This is a genomic window from Brevibacillus gelatini, assembly GCF_003710935.1.
GTDB lineage: Bacteria > Bacillota > Bacilli > Brevibacillales > Brevibacillaceae > Brevibacillus > Brevibacillus gelatini.
In genome coordinates this window covers 21,034-45,645 of record NZ_RHHS01000014.1, presented here as the reverse complement: position 1 = coordinate 45,645, position 24,612 = coordinate 21,034, and the positions used below count along the sequence as shown (strand labels likewise).

Below are 24,612 nucleotides of genomic sequence, written 5' to 3'. Positions count from 1 at the left end.
CTCCAGTTGCTCCCGTCTCTCCGGTGGCTCCCGTAACTCCAGTTGCCCCCCTCCCCGCCCCCGTAGCCCCAGTCGGACCTGTAGGCCCTTGCACGGTAGAAGCGTTTAACACAGCCTGCAGCTTGGCCTGCAGCAGCATCTCCTGCTTGATCGTCACATCGACCATTTCCCTTACACTTTGGTCGATCGCCAGCAAATCATGAATGGTAGCTCCCGACACTCCGCTCACACCGGGCAGCGTGCCGAGCACGTACTGAATTTTTTCACCTTCCGCGTTCAGTATATGGCTTAGTCCCAACTCCTCCATCGCGATGGAAGTCAAAAGCAGGTTGATCGCGTCCTCGCGCGTGATCGTCATAGTCGGACTGATATTTGGGATTTTCGGAAACGACATAACTCCCCTCCTTCCCGTGAAAAACGTAACCTTCCCTTCACCCGTAGTCCAGCCAGCGCCAGACCGCCCGCCCCACACTTTACGGTTCCTTCTTCCGCATTTTCGCTGGCTCCACGGCCTTGTGGCTCTTTGTCTTCCCTGGAAAAACCCCCCGATTCAGCCAAGGAGCTGGATAACTGGCGGGGGTCTGAACAACGTGACGCACAGACTCCTTGGGTTTGCCGTACTTTTTCAAGGGGAGTACCGAGTCTTTCAGTCTTTGTTGAAACGAAGCAGAAAGCGTCACGGAAGGGGAGTAGTAAACTTCCAGATTTTTCAAAGATGCATGAAGCGCGCTGCGTAACTCCTGCACAGATGTTTCCACCTCAAATTCCTGTTCGGCAAAAAGCGTCTGCAAAAAATCCGATTTTCGCAAAAGAATGCGGAAAAAGTCTTCCAACTGTTCGAGCATTTGGACGATTCGTTGTTCGGCCAGACGCTGTTCGTGCGGTGGGTGGCGGGGATTTGCCAGTTCTGGCATGATCTGCTCCGCCAAGCCAAGGAAAGCGAGCGCCAACGAGTACGTCGCCGTCCAGGAAAGTCGACATGCCTCGACGGCCAGAACAGCCTGCTCCGACTTTTCTGCCAGGGAATTTTCCCATTCAAAAAAAGAAGCCATCCCCTTTATCCGGCTAAAAGTTATCCAGTGTAACATCATCATCGCTTCCAGCCAAAGATTCGAAGATTGCAGCGCATGAAATAAAAGCGGGATCGCTTCTTCTTTTGGACGCATTTTGGCGGCAAGCAAAAAGGCTTTGGTGTGGCAAGACTGGCCTGCGACGAGGGTAGCTATTTCTTTTTCCATGGCAACAGCAGCAGCCAACAAACGCATTGGCCCATCTGCTCTCGCGATGTCTCCCTGACGATTTTTCCAATCCACCACACCTTCCACTACCCGGTCAAGCAATCTATTCTTCATGACAATCCCCGCTATTCTCGCCCGGATCGCACGTCTTTCTCTCCATTTCCAATATGTTGTCGAGCTTGAATTGCAGTAAGATTTGCTTGCTGATGATGCTGCGCAGCATTCTTTCCACGCTCCTGTTAATGCGAAGCATATCCTCCAGACAAACGTTTTCTTTTTGCAGCAGACGCTGAATTTTTTCCCCTTCCGCATTCATAATATGAGACAGGCTGATTTCTTCCATGGCGACAGAGGTAAGCAGCAGATGAAACACTTCCTCGCGCGTCAACGTAATGCGCGGGGTGATGTCAGGCACATTCGGCATTGACATGTCTCACAACCTCCGTTTCCAGGTATGTAAAGCCACTTTTACCCTCCGAGGGACTGCGCTTCTTCCCGGCTGGCAAAGTACCTCTCGTTGTGCAGCACGCTCGGATGTGTCGGATGATACAGCTTTGACATCTCATGGTGAATTTTGGCCCGCCTGTACTCCCCAATCTGGTCGTAGCAGTAGCACAGCTGCAGATGCGGCAGCCACGACCAGGCCGCTTCATCTACCAACCCCATCATGTTTTGCGGGCGCTCCAGCAAGGTCGCCTGCCGAAACCAGTAAATGGCCTTGGGAAAATCTTTTTTCTCCAGGAAAAAGGCCCCCAGCTTGCAGCAAAACTCCGCCCGCGGCGCGTCAAAGGCCAATGTTCTCACCAGCGCCTGAATTTGCTTTTCAGGCTGCTTTAGCCGGGCGTAACAATCTGCCTGCTTGTAGCAAGCCATGATCTGGTCCTCCACCCAGCCCAGCCCGCCATCCAGAAAGAGCTGATACTGCTCCGCTGCCTCCTCCAACCGACCGTGGTCGTACAGTTCGTTGGCAAAATAATACTGATCCCTCGGCGAAAACGGCTCCTGTCTCTCCTTGCGCTTCAGGTAAATTTGCAGGTTGCGATCCGTGTACGGCTTTTCTTTGCGGTGCGTCACTGCAATGTCGCTGTGCAAAGCTTTTCCCGCGACCTCCATATATTCGTGGACGACGCCGTGCCAGACGAACTGCCGCTGTCTTTTGACCAGGCGGTTTCTACGCAAATATTTGACGGGCATTCCTCTATCGTCAAACGCCAGGTGATACGGCATGGACACGTAGTCGTAGTCGAACGGCTCCATGCTGCGCAAGGTCTGAAAACGCTCCCGGTCCGCCTCTTCGAGCACATCGTCGGCGTCGAGCCAAAAAATGTAGTCCTTGCTCGCTTTGCTGAAAGAAAAATTGCGCGCTGCCGCAAAGTCGTCGATCCAGGGAAAATCAAACAGCTTGGCCCCGAATGACCGGGCGATTTCTTTTGTCCGATCGTCTGAGCCGGTGTCGACGACGATGATCTCATCCACCAGGTCGTGCACAGTCGACAAGCATCGACCCAGCGTCTGCTCTTCATTGCGAACGATCATGCACAAGCTGACCGTGAACATGCAGATGGCCCTCCTTTGGCAAAATCTCTCTACCATCGTATTTCCAGGCCAAGCTGAATATGTATGGCGCCTCACATAACCGCAAGAGCGCGAGAATATGGTGTATCAAAAGGTTCCGAGCACAACGCAAGGAAGGTGATAGCGCCGATGACACCTCCGCTCCTGTCACTTTGCATGATTGTCAAGGACGAGGCCGACCAGATCGAAGCGTGTCTGGAAAGCGTGCAATCTGTCGTAGATGAGATGATCGTCGTCGACACAGGCTCAACGGACGGCACCCAAGAGCTTTGTCGCAAATACGGGGCAACAGTTATCGAAGTGCCGTGGGAAGACAGCTTTTCCAAAGCGCGCAACATCGGCCTGAACAATGCCCAGGGCCAGTGGATTTTATGGCTGGACGCGGATGAACAGCTGGAAAAAGAGGATCGGGAAGCTCTGCGCCAGGCAGCGGTCTCAAGCGAGGCCGACGCGCTGTTTCTCAAGCTCATTCATTATCAGGGCCAACAAAAAGCAACCGCCTCCCTGCATCTGGCCAGCCGCTGCAGGCAAATCCGCCTTTTTCGCAACAAAAAGGGCTTCCGCTTTGTCCGGGATATTCACGAAGTGCTGCAGTGGCCCGCTTCGCTCCCGCAAAACCGCCCGATCCCGCTGTTGCCCGTGCGCATTTACCATTTTGGCTACATCGAGGAAGCCGTCACGCGAAAAAACAAGGCGCTGCGCAACCTGAAACTGCTGCTGCGGGAAAGGGAAAATCCAGAACGCGACCCGTGGTGCGACTACCATCTGGCCAGTGAATTTTACCGCATGCAAAAATGGGAGCACGCCTTCACGCTCGTCAATCAGGCTTTGGAGGGCTTTCTCGCCAAACAGCAGCTACCGCCCTCGCTTTTTTACAAATTGAAGTACGAAATCTTGTTCAGGCACGGCAGCATGCGGGGCGCATGGCCAGGCATGGAATGCGCCATCCGGCTCTATCCGGACTATGCGGACCTGCACTTTTACAAAGGCGTTTTCCTGATGGAGCACGGGCTGTACGCCGAAGCAATCAAGTCGTTCGAGCGCTGCCTGGAGATCGGGGAAGAGCAGTGGGAGCATCTCAGCCAGTTCGGCATGGGCAGCTTTCACGCCCTGCACTATCTCGGACGCTGCATGGAGCGCCTTGGCAAAAAGCAGGAGGCGCGCGTATACGGCCAGACCTCTGCCAATTTGCTGCGTACATACGCATCCGCCAACACGCCAACGACCAGGGGGTGATTGAAATGACGACAAAACCGCGCATTCTCATTGGCAGCCCGGTTTGCCAAAAACCAGATGTGCTGAGCATGTTTTTGTTTTCTCTGGAAAAGCTCTCGACCTCGGCGCTTGCCATTCAGTATTTGTTTATCGACGACAACACCGACCCTACTTCCAGCAAGCTGCTCCGCTACTTTGCCGAAAAGCATCCTGGCCAGGTAGAGATCATCCGCAGCCAGGAGCCTCCGTCTACTTACACCTGCAACGAATCGACCCATGTCTGGACAGATGAGCTTGTCTGGCGGGTGGCCGGATTCAAAAACGAGCTAATCGCCCGCGCCAAAGAGGGCGACTACGACGGGCTGTTTCTGCTGGATTCGGATTTGCTGCTTCAACCTGCCACCCTGGAAACGTTGCTCGCCGCAGAAAAAGACATCGTCTCTGAAATTTTCTGGACGAGTTGGACGCCAGGCAGCCTCCCTGAGCCGCAGGTGTGGCTCACGGACCAGTACACGCAATACGAGCTGAAACCGCGGGAAACACTCACCGCCAAGGAACAGTACCTGCGCACATACGCTTTTTACGAAAAACTGCGCGTCCCCGGCTTATATGAGGTAGGCGGCCTCGGTGCCTGCACCTTGATCCGCCGGAAAGCGCTTGTGGCCGGCGTCCATTATTCACGCATCCACAATGTCACGTTTTGGGGAGAGGATCGCCATTTTTGCATCCGGGCGGTCGCGCTCGGCTTTTCCTTGTTCGTCGATACGCACTATCCCGCTTTTCATCTGTACCGGGAAAGCGACTTTCCGGAAGCGACCGTCTGGATGAAGCAAATCTACGGCTCTGCGCCTGTCCGCGTCAAAACAACTCACGCGATCAGCGCACCCATCTCCCGCCCCAAAATTACGTTGTCCATGGTCATCCACAACGAAGCAGACAAACACCTCGCCCATGTGCTCAAGAAGCACCGGGAATACATTGACGAAGCCGTCATCATCGACGATGGCAGTACAGATGACAGCGTCGAGATTTGCCATGAGCTGCTAAAAGGGATTCCGCTTCATCTCGTCTCCAACCCGACTCCGCGCTTCACCAATGAGGTCGCCTTGCGCAAGCAGCAGTGGATGGAAACCGTCTCGCGCAATCCCGAATGGATCGTCAACATGGATGCCGACGAAGTTTTTGAAGACCGCTTCGCACTCGGCGTCCATGCGCTGCTCTCCCGAAAGCACGGCGATGTTTGCTGCTTCCGTCTGTATGACATGTGGTCCGACTCGCACTATCGCGAGGACCCGTACTGGCGGGCCCATCATGTATACCGTCCGTTCATCATCCGCTACCGCCCGAACCACCGCTATCAGTGGAAAGAGCAGCCACTGCATTGCGGACGCTTTCCCAGCAATATTTTCGAGCTGCCGTCGTTTCTCAGCCATTACCGCGTCAAGCATTTGGGCTGGTCCTCGGAAAAAATCCGCATGGAAAAGTACGCACGCTACAAACGTTTGGACCCGTCCGCCTTGTACGGATGGAAAGAACAGTACGAGTCGATTCTCGATGAAAAGCCAAACCTGGTGCCGTGGAAAGAGTGAGCGGCGAGAGCGCTCAAATCTCTCGCCGAAGCCCAACCGCTTTTCGCGTTCCATCCCACTCTACTTTCAATCCCAGCAAAGCAGCCAGCTCTCTTGCAGGGGCAAAAGCTGTGCCGTTGTCGAACAGGCAGGCCAGCTTTTGCCCATTCACTGTAACAGTCCTGGTGTGCGGCTCCCACTCGACCTTTCCCCCGGCCGCCTCGGCGAGCGCCCGCACTGGGACATAGGAAACGCCAGCGATCAGCTTGCCTGTCGTCGCAAGCGTCAGCTCGACTGCGATTGCAGAGTTACCAACAGCTACCTGTGGTTTTTGTGGAAAACCTGTTAGCAACTTGTGGACATCCTGTTTAAAAAGATTCCATGCCGCCAGCGCCGTTTTGCCCAAATAAGCTTGGGCCGTGCGGTCATCAACGAAAAAGGCGGGACAGTTTTTCCCTGTGATGTCGTAATGACGCCAGAGTTTATCCACAGTCCACCCGTAACGTTTTAAAATATCTGCTGCCAATTGGACCGTTAGCTGATACGTTTTGGCGAAGCTGCCGTCCGCATTGACGCACATCTCGATGCCGATTGTGCAGTCGTTCGGGTATTTGCTCAGCATGGCGACAGCTTCCGGCTTGTACGATTTCGCCCCGACGTGGTAGCCCATTTCGTTTTCCGGCAAACAACGGATAATCTGCCTGTCGTCGACAATGTAATGGGCGCTGGCCTCCGTCGTCGGCTTGTTGAAGTAGTTCCGGTTGGCGACAGCGTCGGCGCCTTTTTTCTCGTTGGCGGTCCAGTGGATGACCAGCCCTTTCGGAGTGATCGGGATGCCTGGCCTGGCTGTTTTGTTGGTGATAAGCATTTCGGTGATCTGCACTACTGCTCACTCTCCCTTTTCTCGGTCGTCTGTTTCCATAGCTGATGGGTAAGGCTGGCCACACCCGCAGCCAAAATGCCTTGCACAACGCTCTCGACCGTGACCGCCTGCAAAATGCCGCATGCCAGCGCGATACCCGCCAGCATGAGCAGCCACGGAATGATCCAGTCCTGCACACGCGGCGTCCGCTTCAAGAAGTACCCCAGCACCAGAAGCACGACGACCACGATCAACGCCTTGTCTGCCATGTATTGCTGCGCTAACGCGAGAAGCTCTGACTGGTTCATTTTTCTATCCCCCCTTTAATCAGATTCCAGATGAGGGCAACGGCACCAAACAGCGTGCCGACGATCCACTTCTTGTCGTCTTTGGTTTGTCGTTTGTCTTCGTCCCATTTTTTCGCCAGCTCAGCCAACTGTTCGCTCAGTTCGTCCAGCCGCTTATGCGCCGCCTTCGTGCTCTGCAGCGCTTCAATTGCCAGCTTCTCCGTCTGCTCCAGCTTGCCGGACATGCTGGACAGTTGTTTGATCTCGGTTTCGATTTTGCCGATGGCGACTAGTATTTCGGTAATTCCTTTTTGCAAGTCTTTGATTTCGTCCACAGTCCGATCGCCTCCTCACCCCCTTGGGGTAAAAAAAGCAGCCCCGCTTGGCGCGAGGCTTGCTTTCTGTATTGGTGTCATGAAAAAACGCCCTCTCCGCTTTGGAAAAGGCGCTATGCCAACGGTGCTCCGTCGGTGCTCAGACCTAGAGCTTCCAGTTCTTCTTTTACTGCTGGTTTCAGGGTTGTTGGCACGCTGTCGAATGTGCGGCGGCCGGCGACGATTAGGGCTACATAGATTGCTACCACGGGTTTCTCACCTCCCCCAAAGAAAAGATAGCGAGGAAGTGTAGGAAATCGATGTTCCTCACTTGATTCGCTCTTTCAGCAAAAGCAACTCCTCATACAGTTGAGCAGTTGCGTCCATGATCCTAAGCTTGTCTTCTTTTTCAGCTGCCAATTCCGCTTCCAGCCTGACGATCTTCTGCTCCGGCGTTTCCTGCTGCTTTTTCCGGATTTCTGTGATGGACTCTTGCTTGCTGAACTTCATCAATCGAACGCACCTCCGTATCCGTAGACATGTACCCGCTGATCGGCAGAGCCTTTGGCAATTGTCACCCATACGCAAACAGCCCAGTTGTCAGCCGTCTTGGTCGTGTTGGTGAACAAATAACCACGTCCGCCGATGACAGCCCCGGTAGCATCCTCCCACGTTGGCTGTGCATCGAGATAATTGTTTGTGACCTGTACGCTCTCAATCGAGGAGCCAGGCGGCATGTATCGCTCCAGCGTGACGAGGATTCGATTTGGCATGCCGTCTACAGTGAAAAAGGCTTGTACATCTGGATTGTCGTAGTCCAGCATGAACTCGATGTGCGTTTCGGTACGCGTAAAGGTGTACACGCGCTCTGACGACATGCCCGCGCTATCCGTAGCGACGATTTTCGCCTGGTGCGGCACGTCCAGGTCGAGCCTGATCCATGCATCGTGTGTCAATTGGAAGGTGTATTCCTGGCCTGCTTCGCCTGTGAAAGACCTGACTTGCTGGCCGTTGAGGTACTCTGTAAAGGTGAAGGTGTTGCCTTCTGGATCGACGGCTGAGTAGGTGATTGTCGGTCGATCCGTGATCGTTCCAAGACTGTCATTTTGGCCACTGATCGTAGGCGGGCGGTTCCAGATCACTTGGAAATTGCGGGTGACTTCCGCGCTCTTGCCGCCCTGGTCGTCCTCAACCCATACTGTTAGTGTGTGGTCGGTGTTCTCCGCCAGGTCGACGCCCGTAACGTCCGTGGAGCCGTCCCACAGACGCTTGTTGCTGTAAGTAAGGCTCTTGGCAAAAGAAATAGGCGTGCTTCCGTTGGATACTCCGGATTGCAACGCCCTTGCTGTGCCGTTGTTGATCTTGTACTTTATCGCGAGGACATTTCCGCTGTCTACATCTTTGGCCGTACCCTCAATCGCAATCGTGCTGCCTTCTGAAAAGACTTGACTATCAGAAGGCGCGGTCAGTGTTACTGTCGGTACCGCGTTGTCTTCATAATTTACCGTCACAGTGTACTGGTAGTAGTTTTGATAGGTTCTTGTATCAGGCCTTGACACGACTCCAGAATAGGTAAAGTCTCCACTAGCTGATCCATTAGCAAATTGCCCTATCGTACCTGTACCGCTTGGGGGATTTTTGGTTTCGTTCGTCGGTCCTGTTCTGTTTGATAATGTACCGTAGTATCCGCCAGAATTATAGTAGTATGTCGTTGGGACCGAATCAATCAGACTTTGAACTGGCCACCATTGGGTAGTGGGTCCAACCGTATGCCAAATCCATTCAATTAGATATGTTTGCCTTTGCGTAACCGATACACTTTTTGAGTCTCCAGGGCTTCCTCCTGTCTGAACACGTCGAGAGTAAACCCCGCCTGAAAGAGTGAAAGTAATTGTGTCCCCCTCGACTTTGTAACTTACCGATCCTGTATTTACCGTAACACTTGTAACACTTTTCAAGTTCGGGATCGTTAATTTTTGTGTCTGTGTACTGGCTGTACTTTCAGGAAACGTATTAGATTTTGTAGCCATTTTCCTCCTCCTTCTTCCACGTAGTCGCTCAAATGAACAACCATTTGCAGCTACCGGATTTCGATGCTACACCTCCAACCGACTCTGCGCCTCATTGTAATATCCGCGAATCACCTTAATTCCATCAATCGTAGACAAATCATCCTTGAAATGGTTATACAAAAAATTCTCCGGCAACGTGCTCTCCATCACGTTCACGCGCGTTTTCAGGTTCGAGACGTCGGCTGCGAGAACTGCAATCTGTGCATGTGCGTCTGCAATCCCTTTCTCCCACCGATTAATATCCACTTCCGTTACCGGATCATCCTGCTTCCAGTCCGTCTTTGCAATGTACGTCACCCTATGCCCCTCCTTTCACTTCAAAAACAAACGTCAGATCCACAAACTGCGCCCCGTCCATTTCGATGGCGGCCGTCTTTTCCGCAACGACCGCACCCGTGCTGGTCCGCAACTTAGCGCTCGTAATCACCGGAACACTGGCAACGTACTGCGCGGAAACCTGCAGCGCAATCGCATCCTGCATGCCAGCAACCGGATGCGACGAGATCGCTACAGCCCGAACAGGAACAGAAACGGTATCGTTCAGCAAAATATCCCCGCCTGTCACCCGCGCCAGCAGATCGTCGCGTACAGTCTGCAAGTAGCTTTGTGCAATCATCTGACGACCTCCTCGTATCTTTTAATCGGGGTCATCCCCACGCGAAATTCCCTTACCTTGTGATACTCCTTCACTCCAACGACCAGCACGTCCCGCAGCTCGATGCGCTCCGCTGACACAGGCTCAAAAGCAACCCCATTGCAATGAACAGGCCGGATTTTCTCGACAGCCTGTACAGCGTTTTTGGTATCGAAAAGATCCTCCACCAGGTAAACATACCGGATTACTTTCCTATCAAAATCCTCGATCATCCGTACTCGTTTAGTATCCGACGAACTGTAGCCAATCGCCCGCAGCACGCTCGGCGTAAACCCAAGGTACGCCCAATGCTTCTGCTGGATGTTCTTGCGCCGCTCCTCTACACTCAAAAGCTGCTTTTTCCCGAAGTAAATCCAGTCCCAAATATCCAATCCCCACGTAGCCGACAACGGACTGAACTGCCGCAGCAGGTCTTCCCGCTGCGCGTTAAACGCGTCTACCGCCGACGCCGCGCCCTCAAAATGATACTCCGCAACCTCATTCTCATACCAGTAAGGCGGCAGCATCTGTCTGTACCGTTCAGGGATCATGCCGTCACCACCAGTTGCAGAGTGGCGACACAATCAGCTGGCACGGTCAGGTTGGCTTCGCCGCCGTTCAGCGTGTAATCGGTAAAATCCTCTACGCCGTCCACGAAAAAAAGCGCCCCGATCTGCTGATACACGATCTGGGAGCGCCCTTTCAGGTACGTTTTCACTTGCGAGACGATTTGTTCTTCGACCTGGGCCAGTTCGGCTTCCGGTCGCAAAATGACCTTCACGGCGACTGTTACCGGGAAAATATTCGCCGGAAGCACCTGCAGGTCGTGCAGCGCACGCCGCTTGTCTTCCAGCTTGCTGCGAACCTGCGCGGCCAATTCAGAAGTGGCGGGCTGTCCTTCCAGGTCCGTGATAAACACGTCGATGGAAAGGTCGTGCCGCGCCTTTTCAATCGCAACGGCTCCGCCTACGCCGTCCACGTTCCGCGCCCAACGCTCGTAGTCCTGGCGGCGTCCGTCGCCTTCATCGCTGCGCGCCCGGTCGATGAGTCGCTGGCGATAGGCGTCGTCTGTCTCTTCCTCATTGCGAGTCAGACCGAAAAAGACGCCTGCCGCATCCAAAAACTCGCCGTCCGCCCAGGGAAGAAAGCCTTGCAAAAAGCCGTATTCCAAAAGCTGCTGCTGCTCGCTCAGCTCTTCTGCAATCGGGTAAGCCAAATCGTAATGGATTTCCCCCTCGTCTGTAGCCGGCGGCGTCTCCCCGCGCTTCTGGGCGAGCGCCGCCATCCGGTTTGCCATCCGCTGGTAGATTTGCTCCGGCGTTTCGCGGAGAATCGGCATCTCCGGCTTTATTAACGTTTCCATGCGTCCACCTCCATTCGGGTTGTGCCGCGAACTCCTTCAATCTCCAAATGCATGACGACCCTGTCTCCCTCAAAGCGAATGTCCTGCACCTGCGCCCGCTCAATTTCGCTGTGGGCTTCCAGCGCTTCCTCGGCTTGCGCTTTGATGACAGACAGCGACACGCCCGAGCGCATTCTGCCTTTTTCGGCCAAAAAATCGACGCCGTACCGCTCCGAGTAGATCGCGTAGCGGAAACGGCGGGTGCGGAGAATTTTTTGCACCGCTTCCTGCAAGTATTCCTCGTATGTCTTCGTGCGCACATACCTGCCATCCGGGCCTTGCATCAACTGCTTGGTTTCCCAATCGAACCGATACGTCCAGGGAATCGGCACATCCGCCTTGGACGGGAGCAGGCTCTCTTCCGTGCCTTGCAACTGTGGAAACATCACTCCACCACCCCGAGCAGAAGATACTGATCGTTTGTGCAATGAAGCACGGCGACCTTTTTGCCTACATCCTCCTGGCGCAATTGGGCAGAGCACAGGACGACAATCTCGTCTGGCTCCAATGGCGTCGGGTCTTCATCGAGCTTGACAGACAGCGGGGACAGCGACAAAAGCCGTCCCAGCTCGCCCTGCGTGTTATTCAGGCCGTCGCGGGTGTATCCTTTCAGCTTTGCAATAACTGATTGCATCGTTACGTCCTCCTTTCCAACTGGAGATCCATCGTGTATTGGCCGCCTTTCCAGTGCGCCTGGCAGCTGGTGACGATCCAGTCGGTAATCGTTTGGTTGTTCTTTTCCATGATCTTGACCAGCCAGCCCGCGCGAAGCCGCGCCGCTTGCTCGTCCTCATGCCGAACGGTAATCGAGCGCGTCCGGGGGATTTTGGACAGCTCGGCAAGCTGTTTTGCGGCCAGAGCGGCTACATTTTTGTCCTCGCCCGCGTCGATGACCTTTTGCATGCGGCCAATCTGTTTGACGAGGCTCTCGTTTGCCTTCGTCGCGCTGCTCACCACCTGATCGCCCCGATAGCGTTCTACGGTGACAACCGTGTAGACATCCTCGATGCTCTCTCCCGTCGAGCTGCTTGCAAGCATGCTTGCCTTGAACATGGGCACGATGCTGTTTTTTCCCTCCGGCAAAACGGTCAGCTTGTCGCGCTGGTATTGCACGAAATAGCGGATGCCTGTCTTCTCGTAGGCTTGCTCGGTCAGCGAGGTGAACAACGATGTATACGATTGCGGGAAAACGCGCTCTTTGACCGCAAAGCCAAAAGGCGGGCAACTGAAGTTGACTCCCGCCGCCTTGATGATGCGCGAAAGTTCGGTTCCGGCATCGCCGTTCAGCCTGGTCCGCGAGATTTCGTTTTTTTGCAGGTACCAGCCCAGCTCGTATGCGGTTGCGGACAAGTCTCCCGTCCGGTCGTCGCGCTCCAGGCGGACAAGCGGGCCGTGGAAAAATTGCTGCGCTTCCTTTAGCTGCTCGCCTGAAAAAAGCATGAGAAAGCCCGCCGTTTGCAGCGGCGGGGCCTCCTTGATTTTCAACTCTGCCTGTTGGGCAATCTGGCCGCGGGACGAAGACCAGGACAGCTCCGTGACAGCCAAGGAAAGGTCGTAGCGGGTCTGCTCCTTGCCGTATATGACTTTCATCTCATCATCTCCGTTAAAAGCCGCGTGCGTCTTCCAGCTTTTTTTGGATGCGCATGCGCATGTCCTCCGATTTTTTGCTGTCAGTTGTTTGCGCCAGCGCTCTTTGCTTCTGCGTTTTTTTCGCTACCTTGCCGCTTGTATTCGGGCGGGCGGGCTGCTGCCGCGAGATGACGGCACCCGGCGAGAGCAATTGCGTCTGGTTGCTCCAGGTGATGAACTCGTCCTTGACAAACAGCGGCAGCTCAATTGAGCCGTGAAAGTCGACGTTTTTTCCCTGAAACTTGCCGTCGCACGGCCCGATGAGCACATTCCACGCAAGGTCCAGCTCGTCGATGGTCAAAAGCACCTCTGAGCCCGTCAGACGGTCCAGTCCGGCAAGCCACGCCCTTGGCCCCTGATAACCTTTTACCTCGATGTACGGAGCTGAAATGTCACCGGGCAAAAAGAAATCGAAGCTGATCGCTTTTGGCCGTCTGGCCGAGATGCGGTTTCCGGCCAGCAGCGTGATGGACGTGGTCGCTTCTACATCGTTGCCGTATCCGCGAAACTGGATTTCAGCAGGCGTGACCGGGAATGTCAATGTATATTTGCCTTGCATCCGGATCATGTGGTCACTCCTCCTCTCGTCTCCAATGCATCCAGCAGCGCTTTCTCGATAATGGCGCGGATTCGCTGGCCGACAGATGGATCGTTGAGCATTTTCAGCATCGTCGGGATGTCTTGCAGCACGCCTGCTGCATGCAAGGAAACCGTCACTTGCGGCAGCGTCAGGGAGACGCTCTGCGGCCCGGACTGGGCGTTTGCCGCTGGAGAATAATGAGGGGCAGGCTGTTTCGGCAATGCAGCCGATGGCGGGGATGGGGATGGCCGTTCGCTGCCCTGCCACCACTCCTTGGCCTTGTCGAAGACCATGCTGCCTAGCATAGAGCCGCCGAAACCGCCAACAATGCCGCCAATCGCTCCCCCAATTGCGGTTCCAATTCCTGGGATAACAGAACCGACTGTAGCGCCCAGCGCGGCTCCGGCGGCAGCGCCACCCCAGCCGCCAAGCGCTTCTGTACCTACTTTTGCTGCTGTCTCCACCTTGTTTTCCGATCCGGCAATCGTCGTCAGACTGAGCAGCCCTCCAACGAGCGGCAACTTCCTCAGACCCGCTTTGGCAATATTTTTCCAGGAGCCTTTTGTACCTGCTTTTTCCGCTCCAGCCGGGCCGCCGCTGTCTGGCTCAAGCCTGTTTTGGGCAGGGGCAGCAGGTGGGGCTGCGTTTTTTCCGGCAGCGTCATGGGGAGCCTTATTTCCGGCGGATGGAGCTGCGTTCTTTCCGGCAGTATCTGCAGCAGGCTTGTTTCCGGCAGACGGCGCTGCATGTTTCGACTGTTCTTTCTTCGGCCCGGAAGCACCGTTCGGTTTCTTGCCCATGTCGGGCCCTGCACCAGAGCCTGCGCAGCAGCAACAGCAATCGCCTTTTCCGCCTGCCGTCATTTCCGCTGCTCCTTTTTTTCCTCTGCTGCCCCACCATTCGCGCGCCGAGGCAGCGAAGGCTTTTGCTTTTCCCCACATGCTTGCCAGCTGGATAGCCATTGTGGTTCCTACAGCCAAGGTCCCGATGATATACACGGCAGACTGTCTGACCGAGTCTGACCAACTGTTGAACCACCCGGTCAATGATGCCGCTGTATTGGAAATCAGCGAAGAAACACCTGACAGGTCCTTGGCAATTTTGCCGATGGCCTCCATGGCCTCGTTCTTCGCCGCAGTCTGCGCCTGCATGGAGGCAAAAAACGGATCTGCCTTGGTCGCTGCGGCGTAAGACTTGTCGGCTTCGTTGCCGACTTGCGGGCTTATCTCGCCCCCGGCGATTTTGACCGTTTTCTCGACAGCCGACCCGGCACTTCCTCCCAGGCTCGCCATCGCCTGTTGCTGGGCGGCCTTGTCCGTCATGGCCGCAATCGACATCAATGTTTTTCCGAGCGCGATTTGCTGCTCGTCTTTATCGGCTGAGGCCAGTCCCTGGCTGATCTTCTTCGCCTCATCCTCCGCCCGCTTCCTGGCCTCTGCGGCGCTTTGGCCTTGTGCTTCGTACCGGGACTGCAGGAGGCGAGCCAGCTCTCCGCTTCCGCTAAACTCCTGTGTCTTTTTCAGCAGGCTGCCAAACGACTTTTCCTCCCTGGACATCTTGCCGATTTCCCCCACCACGGCGGCCAGCTTCTCCGGCGTATTCAGCAGCTTGCCATTTTGCGTGTTGAATTGCGAGATGGACTCGACCAGCTTGACGCTGAGATTGCCTTCTCCCGTGTTGTTCATGTACTGGAGCGCATTCGCCAGCCGCACGGCGCTGTCCGTGTCAGTCGTGCCGCCAATGGCTGCCATCATTTTCACGCTGTCTTCCGGAGCCAACCGTGTCGTGACGCCGAGCTTGGCTGCTTCCAGCGCGAAGTTCGGGTGGTAGTTCTCGCTTTTGGCGATGAGGGCCATCGCCTGGGAAGCTTTCATGTGCGGATTGAGCGTCGTCATCTTTTTGGCCAGCTCGTCAAAACGCCGCATTTCTTCCTCGGTTTTCCCTCTGGCCGCATAAAGCGCCCGCTCCCGTGCCGCCGCCTGCGCTTCACTCTTGGCGCCATCAAGCGTCGCGCCAATCGCAAGTCCGGTCAAAAGCCCTCCGGCAGACGCCAACTCCGTTTTCAGGTCGCTGAGCTTGCTTATGACCTCCCCTAACTCCACTTTCGGCTTTACTTTCACCTGGTTCAGTTCGTTCAGGCTGTTTCGGATGTTTTGCATGTCCTCTTTCATCTGCTCCATTCCCGCAGAAAATTGCCGGGTCATGCGCTGTAGCCCGCGGCTGGTCCGGTCTACTTCCTTTGCCAGCCCGCCTGCTTCCTTCACCAGTCTGTTCATTTCCTTGCGCATTTCTTTCAGTCTCGCAACATCTGTTGCCAATCCTTTCACCTCCTGTCGCTCGATCTGAATCGAAGCGCGAACCAAATGGAAAAAGGCCGAGTGTCATCACCCAGCCTTTTCCTCATCCTCCAGCTCGATCATCTGACAAGCTATCACAAACAGCTTTTGCTTGTACGCATCCACTTCGTACTCCAGGAGATCTGACGGACGGCCCCTGCCCTTTAAAAAGGCGCGGCACATATGCCAGGCCTCGCCGTCAGATCGGATCAGTTTTTTGCTTCTTCAATGGCCGCTTCCTCCGATTGGCCCGCGTTTACTTCGCGCACCGCTTGCAGCAGCTTGCTGTAGCCTTCCGGATTGTCGCGGAAAATCTTTTCCACCAGCTCGTACTTCGTTCCGACTTTGTACGCCTTTTTCAGCTCTTCCTGGTTCCATGGAAAATCGTGCTCGGTCGCCTTCACAATCCGGGCATCGTTGTACAGGAACCAGTCAGTTCGCTCTCCCTTGTCCGCCATGCGTTCGCATTCGCGCAGCTCAGTCAGGTTCAGTTGGCGCACTTTCCATTCGTCGCCGTCAATGACGACGGTCACTTCTTTGCGTGGGGCCTGTTCATTCGCTTTTGCCAAATATTTTTGCAGCTTGTTCATTCTTTTATCCTCCTATTCCACGTAGGTTGGCAATTCATCCAGGTAGTCCGGCTTGTCGATGGACATGCCTTTCAGATCGTAGGTAGCGTGGTCGTTGCCGTCTGCCTTCGCTTCCCACAGCGTGATCTCTTCCGGATTGAGCACAATGTTGGAAATACGGACGCGCTCGGAATTGCCCGCTTCCTTGTCCAGCGTCTCGCCGATCAAAAACGGCAGAACAGGTGTCTTGCCCTGCGTCAGTTGCTCGACGACATAGTATTTCAGGGCAGCGTTGGTGGCGGTTATTTTCAGCGTCACCTCGACATGCCAGTCGTTGACCGTCTGGATTTTTCCTTTTTGCAGACGGTTCGTGTCGCCGTACTCGACCTTGAGGACCATTTTGCCTTCCAGTGTCCCGTAGATCGGATCTCCATTCTCATCGTAAACCTGGCAATTTTTCAGTTTAATATCGCGTGCAATAGCCAATTACAGCACCTCCCAGTCAATGTCAAAGTATTCGATGGCATCGAGCGGCTTGGCCGACAGTTGGAAGCCGCGGCGATCTCCGTTGCCGTTCTTTTTGTCGGTAAACGTCCAGCCTGGTTCAATCGCGCCCTGCTGCTCGCGAACGGTCATATAGGCGTTGACCGCAGAGACGAACACCGCGCCGCCAAGGTCGTTGTTGCCGAGCTTGCCTTTGTACTTTTTGCCCACGGCATTGATGTCGTTGACGATCTGATCGAGCGTCATGCTGACACGGATTTTGCCGTAGTCTTCGCGTTCATGGTTGCCCAGCACAGACAGCGTGTTGACTGCACTCTCGATGATGTACACATCGCCGTCGCGCGTCGCCACCAGCGTACCGGAGCCGAGCGCCCGCAAAATATCGCTGTGGCCCCAATCCTTCTGTGCCTTTTTCAGCGGTACGACAACCGCCGTCAAAGACTCATGGGCAGGCGTCGCCGCGATCATGCCCGCTACCCACGCAGCCCACTCCAAGCTTCCGTAGGTGTTTCCGTTGTTGTGCTGGCCTGCAATGGCGCAGTTGACGACAAAGCGCGCGTTTTGTGCGACAGAGCGCTCCACGTGCTTCTCCATGTTCTCGTCTTCCACTGCTTTTCCGCCGATGACCAGTGTGCTCAGCTTTTTGCCAAGCGTCCGGCGATCGCTCATAAACTGCTTGGCTGCGGCCTGTACAGCCGGATCATCGAACGGCAAATACATCGCGTCAAAATCAGCGCCCGAAACAGCCATAAACAGCTTGGTCGCATCAGCCGCAGCAAGCGCGACCGTCCCGCTTGTCCCGCCTGTCAGATTTGTCTCGGCTGCTGTCGCAATCGCCGCATCTCCCAGCTTTTGCACACGCACGTAAACGGATTGGCCAATCTTTTCCACCAGCTCGTCCGCATTGGCAAAGGAAAACTTCTCCGTTTGCAGCGGCCCTTTTACTTGCAGTTCCTTTTTGCCTGGCTCCGAGGTGGATGCGCTGATGACGATTCGCAAATCGTTGCCCAAGAGGCCCGGATAAAGCGCCTCGATTCGGATTGCATCGGCCTGTTCATACACGGCTTTGCTGGCGTTGCCGTTCGTCATGCGGTAGGCCAAAATCGTCGCGCCCCCCTCCGCCGCCAGTTCCACTGTATCGACCTTGCCGAATGTTTCCGTCATGCGCTCCTCGTAGCTGCCCAGCTTCACCAGCTCGTCCGGCGCCCCCCACTCTGCCTGGTACGGAACCAACACGACGCCGCTCTTTGGCACGACGCGTTCTTTTGCTTTTGCGATCAGTTCGACCGTTACCCCCGGCCGTTCACGTTGAATGGTCATGATTACACCCCGCCTTTGTATTTGTTCAATCGATTTTTCACTTGGCTTTCCGGCAACCGTTCATGATCTTTTGCCATAAAAAGAGCGCCTGCTACCTCGAACCTTTCGGCTTCCAGGTAAGCGGCGCTCTCAATCCACTCCTGCTTGGTTCTCACAACATCAGGCTGCTGTTCTTTTTTGGCCACTAGGAATGTCCCTCCTCAATCTCAAATTCGTTGATTTTTACGGCATCCTCTCGCGGTACGGTCACAATGTACGTGAACCGAAACGCAATTTCGGTGCGGTCCCGTCGATCCCGCCAGATGCGCAGCGTGGAGCTGTCGATTTCGATGGACAGCCCGGACGCTTTGCCCCGATAGCTGTACTGCGACTGGCGCAAAAGCTGGCGCAGCGGCTCTGCCGACAGTCTCTGATACACGCCTTCTACTTTGGGATAATGGAGCACAATGACCGCCTCTGCCTCCACCTGATAGGAAGCGTGGCTCCGGCCTGTTTCGCCGATTCCCCGTGTCATCAGAAACGCCGCTGGCAGGGAAAAGCGCTGGGTCATCCAGTCATCGACATTCACGACTGTTTCCAGCTGCGGATAAGCTTCCGCAATCAGCTCAGTCAAAACGGCCAGCTCGCGATCCTCCATCTTCCCACCTCCCTTTGTTCTCGTCCTTCGCCACGTGCCAACTCCCTTCCGTCAGATTAGCGAACAGAAAAAGCCACCCGGTTTCGTCACCAGATGGCTCGTTTGGTTCTTGCCTGATTCGCTTGAATCCATTATAACGCGAAGCGCGAGCAGAAGTGGCTTTTTTACGGTAGTGTCAGGGAGTGTCAAGTTGTGTCAGCCGTGGGTCTGTCGCCCAATCACAGGAAAGATTCCATCACTTTGATGAGGCTGTCCTTGCTCAAATTTTCTGCTCTCGTCTGAACGATGAACAAGAATGGGGTACGATTTACCTTTTGCACCCAACGTAATTCCTTTTCTGTCCCATCCTGATTTGGGTGTTCAGAAAAAAGGGCTTCCGTTTGCTTGACGATAATTTTTTCTTTCTTTGTTTGATCCAGGTCAGCTTGGTACACCGTATTGTCCACCGCGTCCTCAAATGGCGTCACTTTCAGAATCAACGCATCGTTCCCATTCTTGTACGTGATCTCTATCGACGAGATGGTATCTGTAAAAGATAGCGGCTTTAACACGTACTCTTCATCCGTCATGTTTGCCAGCGCATACAACTCATCCTTTTTGTAATCCCGGTTCACCAAGTAATCAACGGAGGCTGTACTAAATTTGTATCCCCCCGGCAATTCAGGCTGTACCTTGACTAATGTCCCCAATTTTTGTTGGAGAGCTGCGTGATCCTGAAAAACAAAGGGCTTTGAAAGAGTGACAACCCGTTTTTTCGGATTGTGATCTTTTATATAGAGAGCAGCCGCAGTACCGGCTGGTAAACTATCTTCGATTTCCGCCATCTTGCCCATAAATGCCTGCATTTCTTCATCCGGGTTTTTTATGGGTGCTTGTGATTCCGCAATATCTTTTTCCTGATAAATGACCTTGCCTTCCTCGTTATACAATTGGTAGGCGTTCATTGCGGCAAGCCCAGTTGTTCCCATCAAAACAATCCCTAAACCAATCGCGATACTGACTTTATATTTCATAAAAAATCCTTCTTTTCTGTTTTTATCCAAATAAATTCTATCCATTACGCTTTTTACAAGGTCTACTTCCGGAATTCGCTCGTCCTCAAATAGTTCTTTCAAACTTCGGTCTGCATTTTTCCTTAGCATCCTTCTCTTCCCTCCCTTCCACTTTGGCGTAATTCAGCCGAAATTTTGCCACGGTACGTTCGTACTTTTTTCGTAAGCTCGCTGATTTTTTATTGACGATGATGCTGATTTCTTCAAACGTCTTCTCTTCCACCCCACGTAATATGAGCAGTGTTCGTTCTTCCAGTGAAAGCCTGCTCAAGGCAAGGTATACAGACTCACTGAAGTAGACGTCTTCTATATGCTGCTCGACATTGGATGCTTGCTTCTCATTTTGGAAAAGAAATGGCAGCAGTTTGGATCTCTTTCTTTTCCGCAGGACATCAAGGCAGCTGTGGTAAGCAATCTTATAAAGCCATGCCGTAAAAGGCACTTCCTGCTTGTATTTGGAGAGATGACAATAGGCTTTCCAAAATACTTCCTGGGAAGTGTCTTCGGCTTCTTCCCGGTGGCCAAGCATGTGATAACAATAACGAAAGATGGGAGTCTGAAATCTCCTCACAAGAAGTTCAAATTTTTCAATCTCCCCATCCAGAATTGATCGGACAATATGCTCTGGAGTTTCATGTTCCATTGAATTCCCCCCTCTCACTATGAATAACGAAGCATGAGCTGTAAAACGTGACATCAAAAAAATTTTTCTATGGGAGAGCCCCTCCTTGCCAGCAGCAATCCGTTTAATCGCCCTTAGATTCCCGCTTCTGTCTGAGTAACTAACCAAATATTCCCGTCTCTTACAAAGCTTCAACTACAGACAACGGCAAAAGACTCGACCCTGGCGCTGTTTCTCACCAAAGTCGAGCCTTTTTCTGAATGGCAATACGCATGATCTTTTCATGATGAACTCATCCCGTCTGCTGCATCTCATCCCCGTACATCGCCCAGGCCATTTTCATGACGGCGCTCCGCTTGATCTCGTAATAGCGTTGACGCGATACGCCGAGCGTCTTGGCAATGCCGTTGTTTTTCTCGCCATCCAACAGCGCTTCGACGATCAACCGCTCCTGCTCGCTGCGGATCGTCTCTACCGCCCGGTTGATGCGCTCAATTTTGTCCTGCAGGCTTTTGAGCCGTTTTTGCTTCCGCTCCCGGCGGACGGCCTCGGCGTGTGTTTTGTCACTGTGGACGCCTTGGCCTTTTGGCAGCGCGGAGTCCAATCCGTACTGGCTGACCATGCCTTCGCCCGCTTCCCGCAAATAGCGCTGGATGCGCGCGATCTCGATTTGCATGTAGCTGTAATCGCGAATTTCTTCCTCTGTCTTTTGCACAATAGAGAGGGCTGGCGCCAGCTCATTCCAGTCGGAGAGACTTTCCCGTTTCTTGCCTGGCTCTTTTTGGACTGACAGCCGTGGTTTGTTTTCCTGCTGGAGCAAATATCTGTCCCATTCCGGGCACGCTTCTACTTTGCCAATGTGCAGGTCGTGAACCTGGCAGTGCGTCCGCTTGCCCCAGCACGTCGCCGGGCACCCCTCGCAAACCGCTTCCATCAACATGGATTTATCAATCATCGTCGTTGCCGTCATTTTCTCTCCCCCTGGTTTCTTTATATAAAGTGAGAAGATCACCCTCAGCAAGTTCTGGCGCATCCGGCCTAGTTTTTGCGAATCAGTTCGATCAGTTGACTTTTGATTTCCTGAATCGATTCCTCACGCGGCATTTTGATAAAGCAGGCCATACGCTCCATCTCTGGCTGAAGCAAGTCCAGAACCTGCAGCATGGCCCCATTATCACCAGACCTCGCCCGCTCAAAAATCACATCGAAAGATTCATGTTGGCTGCAATGATGCGCAGGTACTTTCGCTTGCATTTTGACACCCCTTGTCGCGACATGTTCAACTGATTGGCTACCTCTTGTTCTGTCCTGCCTTCGATAACTACCTTGCGAATAATGTACTCCGGTTGCGCAGGCAATTGCTGGAGAAGCTGTTCCACATGCAAATCAGAAATGATCGCGGAAAAGGGGTCTTTCCCCACCACTTCCTCATGCAGCAAGCCTTCATGTTTCCACTTCTTTTTCTCTCTATACTGCAATCGCCAGGCAATTCTTCTTACTTGTTGCAGCCATTGATTCAGCAAGTTCTCGCTCTTTTCCATCCCCGAACACCTCAAAAAGATTTGTATCTACTCACCACTTGCGCAGTTTATCCGATAAAATGATCTGCCCGATAATAACCCCGATCAACAGGGCTGCGGCTCCAATCAATGCTACGTTTATCATTTGCGAAAAAATCCCCTTCCCCCATGCTTTCTCTTATTCGCACGCCTTTTCGTCAGCGGCAGGCGGATCGCTTTTTTTCTCAATCGACTCTGCCTCTTTTTCCTTGTTCGCCTTCAGTTGCAGATCCAATATGTTGTTGATGCGAATTTGCAAATCGACGTGCTTGAAGGCGACGACCAAAACGAGAAAACAGACAACGGCAGCGAGTACCTGTACATAGTCCATCGACATCATCGGTTGCTCGCCCCATGCTGAGTTTTTTTCGGCACTGCTTTCTTGCCTCGAATGCTTTTCGCTCCAGGTCTGCTGCCAACAAAGGCGAGACTCTCCTTGGCGGGGAGCCAAAAGCCAAGGACAGTGAGTGCAGCCTGGCGTCTTCCGCGCAGCGCCTTTGGCAGCGCGATGCCAGTCGGTTTGTTTTTGCGGCCTGTAAACCGGGCTGGTTGCTTTTGCATATCCTCACTCCTTCTCTGATTCCGTGATTCACTCAGGATTGCTTCGCTTCCCCAACAAGTTAGACAGGAACGTTTGTTCTCTTTCTAGTACAAGTATCTCATACTTCGCCTGGAAGTTCAAGTTATTTCCATTCTTTTTTCCAGCGTTTTTTCCAACGGATTGATCCCGCCAAAACAGATAGGTTCGCAGCAGAAAACCAGGCTGTGCCAAACGGTCAGCGCAGTCTTTCCAGCCAAATGACACAAGGCTTTGTGACTGCTTCGCCCGACGTCTCGCTATGCTGAACAGAAAAAAAAAGCGCGATCTGTTTGCACAGAATCACGCTTGCCGATAGCCCTGCCAGGTTCAGAAAAATTGTCCCTGCCGTTTCAACAAGTACACCAATCTCATACTTTTCTAACTTTTTATCTGCCATCCGCCCAAGCAAAATGCACGGGCATAAAACAGCAAGAGCCAGCCCTCTCCAATCTGGTCAAAGGTCTGGCTCTTCGTGAATTTCTTACATGGATGCATCAGTCCCAAATATTGGGCCGCTTGACGCCTGCCTAGTCTTTTTGATACAGGTCGCACGTCGCCACGTGGTCGTTCACCATGCCTACTGCCTGCATGAACGCGTAGCAGATCGTCGAACCGACAAACGTGAAGCCGCGCTTTTTCAAATCCTTGCTCATCTTGTCGCTGATTTCCGTTGAGGCAGGTACGTCCTTCAACTCCTGAAAATGGTTATGGATCGGCTTGCCGCCGACAAACGACCAGATGTAGCTGGAAAAGGAGCCGAATTCCTCCACGACTTTGAGATAGGCGTGAGCGTTTTTGACGACGCCCCTGATTTTCAGCTTGTTCCGCACGATGCCCTCGTCCTGCAAAAGCTGCTGAATCTTTTCTTCGTCGTACTGCACGATTTTTTCCGCTTCGAAGTTGTCAAACGCCCGGCGGTAGTTCTCCCGCTTTTTCAGGATCGTATACCAGCTCAATCCCGCCTGCGCGCCCTCCAGATTCAAATATTCAAAGAGCAGCCGGTCATCGTAGACAGGCACGCCCCACTCCTTGTCGTGATAATTCTGATACAACGGGTCCTGATTCACCCAGCCACATCGATTCATCGGAAAAGACCTCCCGGAAAATACGAACATATATTCCTATTCAAATCATATATAATCTTTGCCTGTTTTTCAAGAAATTCTTGCTCCATCCAAGCGATTTTTTCCCAACAAAAAAACCCCATCAGCTCTGGTGCGATAGGGCCTCCTTACTTTTTCCGATGAAAAAATCACTGCGCGGGAAGCTCCCCGCTCATGGTGCGAAAAAACGATCAGGCTGTCAAAATAATCGGCTTGCCGCGCGTGATGACGACGGTATGCTCGTACTGGGCGACGTAGCTTCTGTCCGGAGTCACCAAAGCCCAGCCGTCCTTGCCATCCTTTACATACTCGGCTCCTGTGGAAATAAACGTTTCGACAGCGAGCACAAGCCCGTCTGTCAGCAGCCGTTTGTCCCATTTGTCATAGTAATTCAGGATGTGCGCCGGCTCCTCGTGCAAGCTTTTGCCGATGCCGTGGCCTGTCAAATTTTTGACGACCGTAAAGCCTTTTGCCTTCGCTTCGTTATGGACGATGCGCCCAATCTGGCTCATCCTGGAGCCAGCCTTTGCCGCATCAAGCGCCTTGTACAGCGATTCCTCTGCGCATTTGCACAGTGCCTGCTTCACTGGCTCTCCCTGTCCCACGACAACCGAAGCGCCTGTATCGGCAAAATAACCGTCCAGCTCTGCGGAGACATCAATGTTGACAATATCTCCTTCCTTCAACACGGTTCCATCGGGAATCCCGTGCGCCACAACGTGATTCACACTGATGCACGTCTGGCCGGGAAAGTCGTACGTCACCTGGGGAGCTGATCGCGCCCCGTACTTCGCCAAAATATCGCCGCCGATACGATCCAGCTCTTTTGTCGTGATCCCCGGCCGAACGGCTTTCAGCATCGCTTCCCTGGCTTCGGCGACAACTTTCCCAATCCGCTGCAAAGCGAGCAAATCTTGTTCATTTTGAATCGACATGCCGTATCCTCCTTCATTG

At 53.6% G+C, this 24,612-nt stretch carries 35 protein-coding genes; 2 read left to right on the top strand and 33 right to left on the bottom strand.

Annotated features, from left to right (window positions below):
- From EDM57_RS23665 to EDM57_RS05425, 4 genes are all read right to left on the bottom strand, one after another.
- On the bottom strand, window positions 1-394 hold a 394-nt coding region (locus EDM57_RS23665), incomplete at its 3' end, for a collagen-like triple helix repeat-containing protein (RefSeq protein WP_246005743.1).
- A 79-nt stretch (window positions 395-473) separates the two neighbouring features.
- Window positions 474-1,352, bottom strand: a complete 879-nt coding sequence (locus EDM57_RS05435) for a hypothetical protein (RefSeq protein WP_148039096.1) — start codon at window positions 1,350-1,352, stop codon at window positions 474-476.
- Window positions 1,342-1,668, bottom strand: a complete 327-nt coding sequence (locus EDM57_RS05430) for an alpha-helical endospore appendage domain-containing protein (protein ID WP_122903756.1) — start codon at window positions 1,666-1,668, stop codon at window positions 1,342-1,344. The genes EDM57_RS05435 and EDM57_RS05430 overlap by 11 nt, the downstream gene beginning before the upstream one ends.
- Before the next feature lie 38 nt (window positions 1,669-1,706).
- Window positions 1,707-2,795 carry a glycosyltransferase family 2 protein gene (locus EDM57_RS05425; RefSeq protein WP_122903755.1) on the bottom strand — a complete coding sequence of 363 codons (1,089 nt, stop codon included), beginning with the start codon at window positions 2,793-2,795 and terminating at the stop codon, window positions 1,707-1,709.
- A gap of 147 nt (window positions 2,796-2,942) precedes the next feature.
- On the opposite strand from EDM57_RS05425, the gene EDM57_RS05420 reads away from it, so the two are divergent.
- Together EDM57_RS05420 and EDM57_RS05415 are read left to right on the top strand one after the other, a co-directional pair.
- A complete protein-coding gene (locus EDM57_RS05420) occupies window positions 2,943-4,049 on the top strand; it encodes a glycosyltransferase (protein ID WP_122903754.1) in 1,107 nt (368 codons plus the stop codon).
- Between the two features lie 5 nt (window positions 4,050-4,054).
- On the top strand, window positions 4,055-5,617 hold the full coding sequence (locus EDM57_RS05415) for a glycosyltransferase (protein WP_122903753.1): 1,563 nt from the start codon (window positions 4,055-4,057) through the stop codon (window positions 5,615-5,617).
- A 13-nt stretch (window positions 5,618-5,630) separates the two neighbouring features.
- Here the strand turns inward: EDM57_RS05415 and EDM57_RS05410 are convergent, their stop codons facing one another.
- From EDM57_RS05410 to map, 29 genes are all read right to left on the bottom strand, one after another.
- Window positions 5,631-6,479, bottom strand: coding sequence for an N-acetylmuramoyl-L-alanine amidase (locus tag EDM57_RS05410; RefSeq protein WP_122903752.1), 849 nt, complete (start codon window positions 6,477-6,479; stop codon window positions 5,631-5,633).
- Entirely contained in the window at window positions 6,479-6,766 is a 288-nt protein-coding gene (locus EDM57_RS05405) for a phage holin family protein (RefSeq protein WP_122903751.1), read from the bottom strand. The genes EDM57_RS05410 and EDM57_RS05405 overlap by 1 nt, the downstream gene beginning before the upstream one ends.
- A complete protein-coding gene (locus EDM57_RS05400; RefSeq protein WP_122903750.1) occupies window positions 6,763-7,080 on the bottom strand; it encodes a DUF932 domain-containing protein in 318 nt (105 codons plus the stop codon). The genes EDM57_RS05405 and EDM57_RS05400 overlap by 4 nt, the downstream gene beginning before the upstream one ends.
- A gap of 113 nt (window positions 7,081-7,193) precedes the next feature.
- Window positions 7,194-7,328, bottom strand: coding sequence for a CD1375 family protein (locus EDM57_RS23875; protein ID WP_281274216.1), 135 nt, complete (start codon window positions 7,326-7,328; stop codon window positions 7,194-7,196).
- A gap of 58 nt (window positions 7,329-7,386) precedes the next feature.
- Window positions 7,387-7,572: a hypothetical protein gene (locus EDM57_RS05395; RefSeq protein ID WP_148039095.1), complete on the bottom strand. Its 186-nt coding sequence runs from the start codon at window positions 7,570-7,572 to the stop codon at window positions 7,387-7,389.
- Window positions 7,569-8,618: an Ig-like domain-containing protein gene (locus tag EDM57_RS05390; RefSeq protein ID WP_122903748.1), complete on the bottom strand. Its 1,050-nt coding sequence runs from the start codon at window positions 8,616-8,618 to the stop codon at window positions 7,569-7,571. Before EDM57_RS05390 ends, EDM57_RS05395 begins: the two co-directional genes overlap by 4 nt.
- Before the next feature lie 537 nt (window positions 8,619-9,155).
- Window positions 9,156-9,428 carry a hypothetical protein gene (locus EDM57_RS05385; protein WP_122903747.1) on the bottom strand — a complete coding sequence of 91 codons (273 nt, stop codon included), beginning with the start codon at window positions 9,426-9,428 and terminating at the stop codon, window positions 9,156-9,158.
- 1 nt (window position 9,429) lies between these two features.
- A complete protein-coding gene (locus EDM57_RS05380; protein ID WP_122903746.1) occupies window positions 9,430-9,747 on the bottom strand; it encodes a hypothetical protein in 318 nt (105 codons plus the stop codon).
- Window positions 9,744-10,316 (bottom strand): DUF2313 domain-containing protein, encoded by a 573-nt coding sequence (locus tag EDM57_RS05375; protein ID WP_122903745.1) that lies wholly within the window; start codon window positions 10,314-10,316, stop codon window positions 9,744-9,746. Before EDM57_RS05375 ends, EDM57_RS05380 begins: the two co-directional genes overlap by 4 nt.
- The gene (locus EDM57_RS05370; protein ID WP_122903744.1) at window positions 10,313-11,128 is read right to left on the bottom strand and encodes a baseplate J/gp47 family protein; all 816 of its coding nucleotides are present in this window, start codon (window positions 11,126-11,128) and stop codon (window positions 10,313-10,315) included. Before EDM57_RS05370 ends, EDM57_RS05375 begins: the two co-directional genes overlap by 4 nt.
- Window positions 11,116-11,553 carry a DUF2634 domain-containing protein gene (locus EDM57_RS05365; protein ID WP_122903743.1) on the bottom strand — a complete coding sequence of 146 codons (438 nt, stop codon included), beginning with the start codon at window positions 11,551-11,553 and terminating at the stop codon, window positions 11,116-11,118. The genes EDM57_RS05370 and EDM57_RS05365 overlap by 13 nt, the downstream gene beginning before the upstream one ends.
- Window positions 11,553-11,801 carry a hypothetical protein gene (locus EDM57_RS05360; protein ID WP_122903742.1) on the bottom strand — a complete coding sequence of 83 codons (249 nt, stop codon included), beginning with the start codon at window positions 11,799-11,801 and terminating at the stop codon, window positions 11,553-11,555. The genes EDM57_RS05365 and EDM57_RS05360 overlap by 1 nt, the downstream gene beginning before the upstream one ends.
- 2 nt (window positions 11,802-11,803) lie before the next feature.
- Complete coding sequence (locus EDM57_RS05355) at window positions 11,804-12,757, bottom strand: XkdQ/YqbQ family protein (RefSeq protein WP_122903741.1); 954 nt, start codon at window positions 12,755-12,757, stop codon at window positions 11,804-11,806.
- A 13-nt stretch (window positions 12,758-12,770) separates the two neighbouring features.
- On the bottom strand, window positions 12,771-13,364 hold the full coding sequence (locus EDM57_RS05350; protein WP_122903740.1) for a hypothetical protein: 594 nt from the start codon (window positions 13,362-13,364) through the stop codon (window positions 12,771-12,773).
- Window positions 13,361-15,694: a hypothetical protein gene (locus EDM57_RS05345; RefSeq protein ID WP_122903739.1), complete on the bottom strand. Its 2,334-nt coding sequence runs from the start codon at window positions 15,692-15,694 to the stop codon at window positions 13,361-13,363. Before EDM57_RS05345 ends, EDM57_RS05350 begins: the two co-directional genes overlap by 4 nt.
- A 227-nt stretch (window positions 15,695-15,921) precedes the next feature.
- Window positions 15,922-16,302 (bottom strand): phage tail assembly chaperone, encoded by a 381-nt coding sequence (locus EDM57_RS05340; RefSeq protein WP_122903738.1) that lies wholly within the window; start codon window positions 16,300-16,302, stop codon window positions 15,922-15,924.
- 12 nt (window positions 16,303-16,314) lie between these two features.
- Entirely contained in the window at window positions 16,315-16,767 is a 453-nt protein-coding gene (locus EDM57_RS05335; protein ID WP_122903737.1) for a hypothetical protein, read from the bottom strand.
- Complete coding sequence (locus EDM57_RS05330) at window positions 16,768-18,105, bottom strand: phage tail sheath subtilisin-like domain-containing protein (RefSeq protein ID WP_122903736.1); 1,338 nt, start codon at window positions 18,103-18,105, stop codon at window positions 16,768-16,770.
- A 2-nt stretch (window positions 18,106-18,107) separates the two neighbouring features.
- Window positions 18,108-18,290, bottom strand: coding sequence for a hypothetical protein (locus tag EDM57_RS05325; protein WP_122903735.1), 183 nt, complete (start codon window positions 18,288-18,290; stop codon window positions 18,108-18,110).
- Complete coding sequence (locus tag EDM57_RS05320) at window positions 18,290-18,742, bottom strand: hypothetical protein (RefSeq protein ID WP_122903734.1); 453 nt, start codon at window positions 18,740-18,742, stop codon at window positions 18,290-18,292. Before EDM57_RS05320 ends, EDM57_RS05325 begins: the two co-directional genes overlap by 1 nt.
- 218 nt (window positions 18,743-18,960) lie before the next feature.
- Window positions 18,961-19,884: a hypothetical protein gene (locus EDM57_RS05315; RefSeq protein WP_122903733.1), complete on the bottom strand. Its 924-nt coding sequence runs from the start codon at window positions 19,882-19,884 to the stop codon at window positions 18,961-18,963.
- Window positions 19,841-20,437: an RNA polymerase sigma factor gene (locus EDM57_RS05310; RefSeq protein WP_122903732.1), complete on the bottom strand. Its 597-nt coding sequence runs from the start codon at window positions 20,435-20,437 to the stop codon at window positions 19,841-19,843. The genes EDM57_RS05315 and EDM57_RS05310 overlap by 44 nt, the downstream gene beginning before the upstream one ends.
- A 271-nt stretch (window positions 20,438-20,708) precedes the next feature.
- Window positions 20,709-21,371, bottom strand: coding sequence for a hypothetical protein (locus EDM57_RS05305; protein WP_122903759.1), 663 nt, complete (start codon window positions 21,369-21,371; stop codon window positions 20,709-20,711).
- 83 nt (window positions 21,372-21,454) lie between these two features.
- The gene (locus tag EDM57_RS23870; protein ID WP_268871431.1) at window positions 21,455-21,580 is read right to left on the bottom strand and encodes a hypothetical protein; all 126 of its coding nucleotides are present in this window, start codon (window positions 21,578-21,580) and stop codon (window positions 21,455-21,457) included.
- 35 nt (window positions 21,581-21,615) lie between these two features.
- On the bottom strand, window positions 21,616-21,957 hold the full coding sequence (locus tag EDM57_RS05300) for a sigma-70 family RNA polymerase sigma factor (RefSeq protein WP_122903731.1): 342 nt from the start codon (window positions 21,955-21,957) through the stop codon (window positions 21,616-21,618).
- 157 nt (window positions 21,958-22,114) lie between these two features.
- Window positions 22,115-22,315, bottom strand: coding sequence for a hypothetical protein (locus tag EDM57_RS05295; protein ID WP_122903730.1), 201 nt, complete (start codon window positions 22,313-22,315; stop codon window positions 22,115-22,117).
- A complete protein-coding gene (locus EDM57_RS05290; RefSeq protein WP_122903729.1) occupies window positions 22,312-22,536 on the bottom strand; it encodes a hypothetical protein in 225 nt (74 codons plus the stop codon). The genes EDM57_RS05295 and EDM57_RS05290 overlap by 4 nt, the downstream gene beginning before the upstream one ends.
- A 546-nt stretch (window positions 22,537-23,082) precedes the next feature.
- Window positions 23,083-23,640 carry a DNA-3-methyladenine glycosylase I gene (locus EDM57_RS05280; protein ID WP_122903727.1) on the bottom strand — a complete coding sequence of 186 codons (558 nt, stop codon included), beginning with the start codon at window positions 23,638-23,640 and terminating at the stop codon, window positions 23,083-23,085.
- Window positions 23,641-23,849: 209 nt separating this feature from the next.
- Window positions 23,850-24,593: a type I methionyl aminopeptidase gene (gene map / locus EDM57_RS05275; RefSeq protein WP_122903726.1), complete on the bottom strand. Its 744-nt coding sequence runs from the start codon at window positions 24,591-24,593 to the stop codon at window positions 23,850-23,852.
- Between the last annotated feature and the right edge of the window lie 19 nt (window positions 24,594-24,612).